This is a genomic window from Clostridium gallinarum (assembly GCF_014836325.1).
Lineage (GTDB): Bacteria > Bacillota > Clostridia > Clostridiales > Clostridiaceae > Clostridium > Clostridium gallinarum.
In genome coordinates, this window is sequence record NZ_JACSQZ010000071.1 from 1 (window position 1) to 9,537 (window position 9,537).

Here is a 9,537-nt window from a genome sequence, read left to right on the forward strand (position 1 = left end):
ATATAAATCATTTATTTTATTTTCTTTATAGTTATTTTTACTATTTTCTTTTTTACCATCTCCATATAATTTGTTGAAAAATTCTTCTTCTTTATCAAGTAAATTATTTAGATTTTCAAATTCTTCTTTCTTATAATTTTCTATATAATATTTGCTTAATTCATCTAATAAAGGTCTTACTTCTTTCATAGAATTATAATTATATTTCCATTGTTTTTTATCTTTTGGTAGATTCTTAACTATTTCATTGATCATTTTTTTCATTTTTCTATCTTTATGAAAAGTAGAACTCTTTTCTTTATCTATAATATTATTTCTTATAATATCATTTATCTTTTTATGTTCCTTACTTCTATCTACCAATGTATTAGTAAATTTACTTTTCATGCTCTTTAATGTTTTAAATTCTCTTTTACCAAACTCCTTTGAAGGATTCAATTCTACTGATGCAATATGAATATGAATATTATCAGTATTATAATGAATCGCAGCACTCCAAATAAGACCATTTAAATTTTCTTCTTCTTCTAAATTTGCCATAGCATTTCTTATAGCTGATATAATTAATTTTTCATCTAATACCTTTCTTTTTTTATCATATATACCTTGTTCTTCTAACCAATCATTATCAAAACTAAATACATCTTGCCACATAAAGCTACCTTTATTTTGAGCTTCTTTAAAGATCTGCTTTAAATTTTTCTTTTCAATTTTATTCAAAAAATCTTTTTCTTTAGTGAAAAGAGTTCCTAATTTTGATGGATTACCCATGTAATCATTATATAAAGAAAAGTCCTCATTTTTGTGTTGTCTTACTGCTTCTTCTCTATCAATATAATCTATATATGATTTAAACTTCTTACTCTTTGCTTTAACCCAACGTACTTTATGTACTATAGCAGCCATTTAAAAATTAACTCCTTTCTAATCTTTTTATTCTTTGTGCTTCAATCCTTTTATTAACTGTTTCAGTTGCCTTATTTATAACTGGTGATGTTTCTTCATCTGTAAATAATAAATCTTTTATATTTTGCTTTATCATAAATCCATTAATTAATTCGATTATTATTTGTGAATTTTTATCTGCTGAATTGATAGAGTTTTGTATCTTTTTTAAATAATTTTCTACTATATTCTTAATCAAATCTTGTACTGAATTTAAATCTATTTTGGAATAAAATTTATGTTCTCTTACAATAGATTCAATTCCTTCATTAAACTTTTCAATACCTTCTTTATTCATAAACTCTTCTACATATTTAACCACTTCTGTATTAAGTCTTAAATGTTTTTCTAATCTTGCCATTATAAAAACCACTCCATTATTTATATTTATAAGTTTAAAATATCTAAATTTTGATTTAAATGAATTAATTAAAAAAGATGAATTGGAAATCAATCCATCTTTTTTAATTAAGAGCATAAAGAGAAACTGCCCCCAAAACAATTGGGGGACTAGGCAAAGCCTAGTGTTTCGTTGGGGTCATTATTTTTCCCAATTTGCCCACTTTAGGACAAGTTTTAATCTTTAAATCCCAATTTAGGACTTACTTTTTATTATAAAATCCCAGTTTAGGACTTACTTTTTATCTCAAATCCCAGTTTAGGACTGATACTTTATTTAAAATTTGACTTCTTTTCTTCTAATTTTTTAATCTTTTCTTGTGCTTCTTCCTTTGTTATGTTATTACTTTTTATATTTATTTCTAGTGAAGAAATCTTATTTTTATAATCACTTATCTTGTTATTTGTAGCTTCTATTTCACTATCAGTTTGATACTTTTTATCTTCTTCAAGCTTATTTATATTATCATTAATCTTTTGAATTTCTTCTTGTTTTTCTATTGTACTTTGCTCCAATAATTGAATATTTTTTTCTACTTCTGCTATATCATTTTCAATTATTTCAAGAGTATATTCTTTTAGATCTTTCTCTTTTAAATTATTATTTATAGTTGTATCTTTCATATCACTATAAACTTTTATTATGTTATTTCTATCTACATTTGAATTAATAATTGTTGTAGAAACTGTCTCCCAAGCATAATTTATATAACTAGTTATTATATAATCACTATCACTTATTTTATTAACTTTACTATCTAAAACTAATGTCGGTTTATTTCTTTCTCTTATTTCAAAATCTAAATTTATGTCTTTTAAAATACTATTGTCAGATACCTTAAAAGTAATTTGAAACAATCCATTATTAGGATTATATTGTCTATCTTTTATAACTAAATCAATACTATCCATTGATAATTTTGTATTTAATTCTGTACTTGTTGATGCCATTTCTTTATTAAAAAGACTATTTGAATTTATAAAAAATATAAACCCACAAATAAAAATAGTAAATAAAACATAGTAATAAGCTGATACGTTTTTAGAAAATATATCATGTATTTTTTCTAACTTTTCTTTCACTTTTACCACTTCCTTTACTCAACAATTCTTCTAACTTCGCCATTAAAAGTTGCACTCCAATAACTCTGAGTTAAACTATTTATAGCAACACCATTTGTTTCAGCGTCATGTAAAAACTGACCATTACCTAAATATAATGCTACATGACCATTAGTTGTATATGTGTCAAAAAATATCAAATCTCCCCTTTTCATTTCATCTGCTGATACCTTTCTCCCCATATTTATTAAAGAAAATGTTACTACACTTCCTCTATCTCCTAGCTGAACACCTGCACTTGAATACATATAATGCACAAAAGAAGAACAATCAAATCTACCATTTAAAACATCATCTTCAGTTCTACCACCACCCCATACATATGGTGATTTTCCAACCCATTTTAAACCCGATTCAATCGCTTTTTCTACAATATCATTCTCTGTACTTATTAACCCAACATTTCTAAATTCCATAGCATACATATATACTTTATTAGGATAATTATTTTGTGCATTATCTAAATCTACATACATTCCATATGCGGGTCCACCATTATAACAAGCAAAAATTCTTCTTAATATAGTCTTAAACTCACTATCATTTTCATCACTATTCCAATTAATCTTACTTAAATTTGTTGCATTATTATAATCTAAAATAGGTACTTTTCCCAGTTTATATAAAACATAATTTGTATAATGTCTTATTATAAATGCTCCAGCCATAATTTGTGCTTTTCCATCACTTAAGTATATATTCCACATATCACTTACACTAGAAAAGCTATATCCTGCTTTCTTATATTCATCAGCTAAACCATTATTCATATGATATGCAAATAAGTCATTTCCACTTGAAATATCATATCTTTGTAATTGCATTATTCCATATGCTCCATCTGCTGATTGAGCTGAAATATTAAAATTACTTTCTTGTTTCGCAACTGCTGCTAAAACCCAATTAGGTATATTGAAAATAGATGTAACTTCATTAAAAGTCTTTACTAAATCACTACTAATTCCTATAGCTCCAATATTACTAATTAATCCTCCCGAGTTAATAATATTTTCCTCACTCTCTTTTAAAATAACTATACTTATAAAACTGGTAACTATTAAAAAAAACATCGAAATTATAATCAAAAATGAAGCTATTATTTTTGTAACTTTCTTTATTAATTTCTTTTCTTTATTCAATTTTCGTTACACCCTTATAAGCTAAATATAGCCTTAATCTTGTACTAACTAATCTTTTTTGTTCATCTATTTCAATATCAGATAAATTTTTTTTAATCATTTCTTCAAGCTTATTTTTTTCATTTTTATAATTTATATAAGCTTCCTTCTTAAGTTCTTTATAAATATATGTTGGTGGTTTTAACAATACTAAAGCTTCCTCTAAATAATTAATAGAATCACTTAATTCTTTCATCTTGTTATAATTTTCTAATATAATAGTATTCTTTTCTATTATCTTTAAATGAATTTCTATTGCTTTATAAACTTTATTTAAAATCTCTACTTCTACTAACCTTTTTTTTCCCACTAAACTCACTCCATAGAAAGTATAACTAATTATTTTAATTACACTTTAGATTTATAGTAAATAAAAAACAGAAGGAATAATATTTATCTCACTTCTGTTTTTTATTAAATAACTCTATATTCTACTACTTTATATTCTCCATTAAACTTTAATAGTTTAACTTCATAAGAGCTTCCACCACTATTTGATATTTGATCGTATTTATCTACTACACTCCAATTTACATAAACATCAAATAATATATAATCATTATTATATTCATTTTCAACCTCATAAGATTTAACTTCATCTATAATCTTTTTCTTTATATCTTGATTTTTACCTAGGTATATATATAAACTTTCTATTTCTTCCTTTTTCTCATCTACAACATATTTTAAAGCTTCTTCAACTGTTTCTTTAGGTTTATTTATATCAAAGCTCTCAATAGCTTGTATAAAATTTTCAGCTACTTTTTTAGCTTCTAATCTTTCATCTATTGAAAACTTACTATCATTAACAAGATTATTGTTTTGTATAAGCTCTTTTTCATCATTACTAAGTTGTATGCTTGTTTTAAAATCATCATCACTATTATTTTCTATATAATAATTTGTTTCAGTATCATTAGTGTTTTCACTAATGATATTATCAGTTGGATTAACATTACTACTATCTTTAGCACTAATAAAATAAGATATAAGCAATACGGCTGCTGCTCCTATAACAGTAATAATAACTGCTTTATTTTTTAAAATACTCATATTATGCTCCTCCTTTAAATATATCTAATTCTCTATTAGTTACTTCAACTTTAAACTTTATATTTTTATATCCATTTATGGCTAATATACATTCTCCCTTTTTAAAGTATGGTATTCCTTCTATTTCACTCTCTGTAAGTTGTCCATTAAATATATCTAATATTGCTTTTTTAGAGTTATTATCTTGTTGCATAATAAATTTATATTGAGTAAGCTCAAATAAAGTTTTTATTTTTTGTAAGGCTTCACTACTTGAATTTTCAGGCACTACATCTCTTATACTTTGGGTTGCAAAAATAAGTCCACCAAAATACTTCCTGGCTTCTCTCTCAAAAGATATTAAATAATCTACTGCCATTATGTTGTTTGAGTTTACAAACTTATGGGCTTCATCTATTAATAACAAATACTTTTTACTATCATCATAACTTATTATTCCATCATCATATAATTTTTTAGCTCTAAGACCTTGTTTAAGTGCATTATTCCAAAGCATAGTCATTACATTAAATGTTTGTGCATTGAATATACGCTTATTAAATTGAGCTAAATTCTTTATTTGAAAACTTACCAACTGTTCTTCTTCAAAGTTATCTATTGTAGAATGACCATTAAATAATGTTCCATAATCTCTAACAATACTATCTAAATTAAGAATTATTATTTCTAATCTTTTCTTCTTTGTTTCTGTAAGATTTTTCTTTACTATCATTTTATCTACATCTGAATAAAGCTCTTTTCTTGCATATTCTAAAAGTTCCTCCATTATTGGATACTCATTAGTTTTATATGTAGTTGCTTTATCTCTTTCTATTCCATAATGACTATAAAAATCACTAACTATTCTTTCAAATTCTCTTATTTCAGCTTCCTCTGAATCTGGTGATAAGAATTGATATAACATTGAAACTTTATTTATATGAAGCATATAACTTTGTTCTTCTAATACCATATTGGTATTTTCGTCTATAATGGTAGCAAAAATTTGTAATGGATTTATGATACCATCAGTACCATCTAATGACACCACTTTTCCTCCAAGCTCTTTGGCTAAATCTGTAAACTCTCCCGTAACATCTAATATTCTTAATGTTCTTTCAAGTATAGAATTATTTTTAAGTAACTTTTTCAATAATGTTGATTTTCCCGAACCCATAAGCCCTATAATTAAGGCATTAAAAGACTTTCTATAATCATTTCTAGTAAATAAATCAAATATAACATTTCCACCAGTAAATGATCTCCCAAGGTAAGTACCAGTTTTATCACTTAATTCTGTAAAATGAAATGGATAACCTGCGCCTAAAAACATACTAGGTATAGGCTCACCAGTTCTCTTGTTTAAGAATAGTTTTTGTTCAGAAGGACTAGTAAATAAAGATCTCCATTCATATTCTTGTTCGTTAATACAAACTGCTCCCCTATATCCTAAATTTTGTATTCCTATTAAAATTTCCTTTATCTTCATATCCAATTCTGCAATTGTTAAAGCTGATACATAATATCTTATAGTAACTAACTTTATAACTTCTTCATTTTGAGTTATTTCTTCTACTAATCCTTGAAGCATATCTAATTCACTTCTAGCCATAATTTTATCTATATTATCTTTAGATTCAAAAGCTCTTGTCATTTGTTCACTAATACTTCTATTAATACTTTCTAATATCTTTTCTTGATTCTCTGATTCTATATCTATTGTAGTTGTTACATCTTCAAACCCTAATAAATCTTCTAACCAAAAGAAATTAACATTTGATTTTATCTTATATAACCTTATACAAGCTTCATAGCCATCACCTTTCCATATAGCTCTTTCTTTAAAGCTAATTCCACCTATAGGTTGAATAGTTGTCAATAAGTATGGATTATATTCTATATTCTTCATAAGCTCCCCCTAACTTAATCTAGTATTTGGATTATTTATTTTAAATAATATTTTTAATTTTTTCTCTAAATCTATCTCTCTTAACTTAACAGCTAAATTTTGACTTCTTTTTAAAAGGTTCATTATTTCATATTCATTATCTGAATCTTTAATAAATATCATTAAGTAGAACTCTTTATTTTGTCTATTATTTTCTAAAAATATAAGTTGCTCTAATTGCTCATTTAAAAGATGTTCTCTTTTTTCTAATAAACTTTTTTCTCTAATTAATGAGCTTCTTATACTTTCATCTTCACTATTACTTATTTTTTCATCTAATTTGCTAAATGATTCACTTAAAATACTTAATCTATGCTTTAAAAATTCTTGCTGAGAATATGTATTTACAGGAAAGTTCATACATATAATTTTAAATTCATATATATAAGTTCTTAAAAATGAAATAAAATTATATATATATATCTTTCTTTCAACTTCACTTAAGCTATAGATATCTATACTTTCTATTTGAAATATGTCTATTTTGCCATTTTCCATAATAAATTTATTTTCTTCATCAACATCTTTAAATTTTAAAAATTCCTTTGTACTCAATAAAACCTTTTTATTTTCTTTCTTTAATTCTTTTAACTCTGCTCTTTTTCTTCTTTTTTCTTCCTTTAGGAGTTGCTTTTCTTCCTTAGTAAGCTTTTTATTTACTTCTCCTTCTATCCTTTTTACACTTTCAAACTTCCTCATTTTCCCCTCCAAAAAAATATATAAAAAAAGTAACTCTTATTAGAGTTACTTAATATTTAATATTACTTCTTCTGCAAAATAGCTTATACTTTGTGTAGGCTTGTTATCACTATTATCAAAACTTTCAATGTTTTTTCTCATTATATCCATAAATTCATCTTTACTTATAAACTCTGGACACAAAATACCATTATCAATATCTTTAGTATAATTAAAAATTTCAAATGAAATATCATATCCACATTCCTTTAATAATGAAAGATTAGGTTGAAAATCAATAATTTTCTCCTTATTAAAATTACAATTAAATAATTCAAAAAGGTAAAAACTCTTTCCATTATTAAGATAAATCTTTTTTTCCTCTAAATTTTCACTTTCAAAAAAAACTTCAACTTTCTCCTTATTGAATACCTTAAATAGTACCCCTATACTTGTAGCTCCTATAAGATCATTTTTATAAATAAAAGGCTTTTTAACTAAAAATAAATAATCATATCCTAATCTATACTTTTTTATTTTTAATCTCTCCTTTCTAAGTATTGATATTTCTTTCTGAGAAAAAATTTAATATTTCTAATATATATATCTTTATTATCCCTATATTAATCAAATATTGTTTTGATAAATAATGATATTCCAATGGAATCATTTTTCCTTCCTTAATTTCATATATAGAAAAATCATCATTTATTACAAACTCTCTACTGCTTTCAAGATCTCCCCAATGTATATGTCCATCACTTCCATATACTTTATTATTTTTATTGATTTTAATAAATAAAACCTCTCCTATTTCATCATCCTTTCCTTTTAATGAAATATTTATATTTTCTGATACACAATGTAAAGCGCAAGTATATTTGCTTTTTCTTAAAAACTCTATATAATCCTGCTCTATTTCACTATAAACTAAACTTATACTATTACTTTTTGGGTCAATTACTTCTTCTTTTAAACTTTTATTTCTTCTAATATTAATTAATCTATAATATAATTCCTCAATTATAGACTTTGATTTTTCTATATCCTCCATAATTACTCCTTGTTAAATTTAATTAAAAAAGAGTTTCTGATTTTCAGAAACCCTTTTTTTATTTAATATCTAATATATGATTTTCTATTCCTTATTAAAGCAAAATAAATACTTTGAAATTTTCTCTTATTTGGATTAGATGAACTTTTACTAGTAAAAATTATCCCCATCACTCCCATAAAAATATAATATATAGTTACTAATGGTGGATATACTAAATAACTAGTCATCCATGCAGCTATTAAAAATCCACCTAAAAATACTAAATCAAAAAGATAAAGATTTTTAGTAAATTTCATATCTGAATAAATTTCTTTAGGTAAAGAAAACATTAAATCCTCACTCCTTTTAAAAGTATTATCATTATTTATTTCTTTCTATTTCTTCCTATATCCCAATCATTTGTTGTATTCTTTCCTAAATTAAAGGAACGGTTAATATCATCTAAAAGCTTATTAGCTCTAGCTTTATCCTTAAGAAAATTACCTATATTTCTATCTTCCATTTTACCTGGTAAATTATATTCCTTATTAGATCTTCTATTTAAGTTATCACTTTTTGATGAATGTTCCTCATGAACTTTTGAATCTTGTTTAACATTTATTTGTTCTTTATTTGATTCTCTTTCTTGATTTCTAGTAGTTTTTTCTGCTCCCGAATTATTAAAGGAATTACTATCTGAATTATTATTTCTATTTGAATTATTTATTGTATTATTATTAGAAATATTATTATCAGATTTATTTTTACTCATTCCACTTATATTAGTTGAAGCTCCATTTATTTCTTCCTTTCTTTCACTTCCTTTTGAGCCATTCATAATATCACCATAAGTTATATTACTTCTATTTGCTCCTAAGCTACTTCTTCCTTCTCCCGTATCTATTGGAGTATTATTCATTCCTTCTTTTCTTCCAGTTCCTTTTGAGCTATTCATAATATCTCTATCGGTTATATTACTTCTATTTGCTCCTAAGCTACTTCTTCCTTCTCCCATATCTATTGGAGTATTATTTATTCCTTCTTTTCTTCCAGTTCCTTTTGAGCTATTCATAATATCTCTATCAGTTATATTACTTCTATTTGCTCCTAAGCTACTTCTTCCTTCTCCCATATCTATTGGAGTATTATTTATTCCTTCTTTTCTTCCAGTTCCTTTTGAGCTATTCATAATATCTCTA

11 protein-coding genes are annotated in these 9,537 nt (G+C 24.8%); all 11 read right to left on the minus strand.

The window, feature by feature from the left end; translation table 11 throughout:
- A partial coding sequence (gene mobP2 / locus H9660_RS14160) for a MobP2 family relaxase (protein ID WP_191751030.1) occupies window positions 1-906 on the minus strand: 906 nt, incomplete at its 3' end.
- Window positions 907-913: 7 nt separating this feature from the next.
- Window positions 914-1,423: a hypothetical protein gene (locus tag H9660_RS14165; protein WP_191751031.1), complete on the minus strand. Its 510-nt coding sequence runs from the start codon at window positions 1,421-1,423 to the stop codon at window positions 914-916.
- A gap of 194 nt (window positions 1,424-1,617) precedes the next feature.
- Window positions 1,618-2,427 carry a coiled-coil domain-containing protein gene (locus H9660_RS14170; RefSeq protein ID WP_191751032.1) on the minus strand — a complete coding sequence of 270 codons (810 nt, stop codon included), beginning with the start codon at window positions 2,425-2,427 and terminating at the stop codon, window positions 1,618-1,620.
- Between the two features lie 14 nt (window positions 2,428-2,441).
- On the minus strand, window positions 2,442-3,605 hold the full coding sequence (locus tag H9660_RS14175) for an NlpC/P60 family protein (protein WP_243190677.1): 1,164 nt from the start codon (window positions 3,603-3,605) through the stop codon (window positions 2,442-2,444).
- Window positions 3,598-3,954, minus strand: a complete 357-nt coding sequence (locus H9660_RS14180; protein ID WP_191751033.1) for a hypothetical protein — start codon at window positions 3,952-3,954, stop codon at window positions 3,598-3,600. Before H9660_RS14180 ends, H9660_RS14175 begins: the two co-directional genes overlap by 8 nt.
- A gap of 104 nt (window positions 3,955-4,058) precedes the next feature.
- Window positions 4,059-4,697, minus strand: a complete 639-nt coding sequence (locus H9660_RS14185; protein WP_191751034.1) for a hypothetical protein — start codon at window positions 4,695-4,697, stop codon at window positions 4,059-4,061.
- A gap of 1 nt (window position 4,698) precedes the next feature.
- Window positions 4,699-6,585: a VirB4 family type IV secretion system protein gene (locus tag H9660_RS14190; protein WP_191751035.1), complete on the minus strand. Its 1,887-nt coding sequence runs from the start codon at window positions 6,583-6,585 to the stop codon at window positions 4,699-4,701.
- Between the two features lie 9 nt (window positions 6,586-6,594).
- Entirely contained in the window at window positions 6,595-7,323 is a 729-nt protein-coding gene (locus H9660_RS14195; RefSeq protein ID WP_191751036.1) for a hypothetical protein, read from the minus strand.
- 532 nt (window positions 7,324-7,855) lie between these two features.
- On the minus strand, window positions 7,856-8,356 hold the full coding sequence (locus H9660_RS14205) for a hypothetical protein (protein WP_191751038.1): 501 nt from the start codon (window positions 8,354-8,356) through the stop codon (window positions 7,856-7,858).
- Between the two features lie 62 nt (window positions 8,357-8,418).
- Entirely contained in the window at window positions 8,419-8,688 is a 270-nt protein-coding gene (locus H9660_RS14210) for a DUF5592 family protein (RefSeq protein ID WP_191751039.1), read from the minus strand.
- 35 nt (window positions 8,689-8,723) lie between these two features.
- A partial coding sequence (locus tag H9660_RS14215; RefSeq protein WP_207729490.1) for a hypothetical protein occupies window positions 8,724-9,537 on the minus strand: 814 nt, incomplete at its 5' end.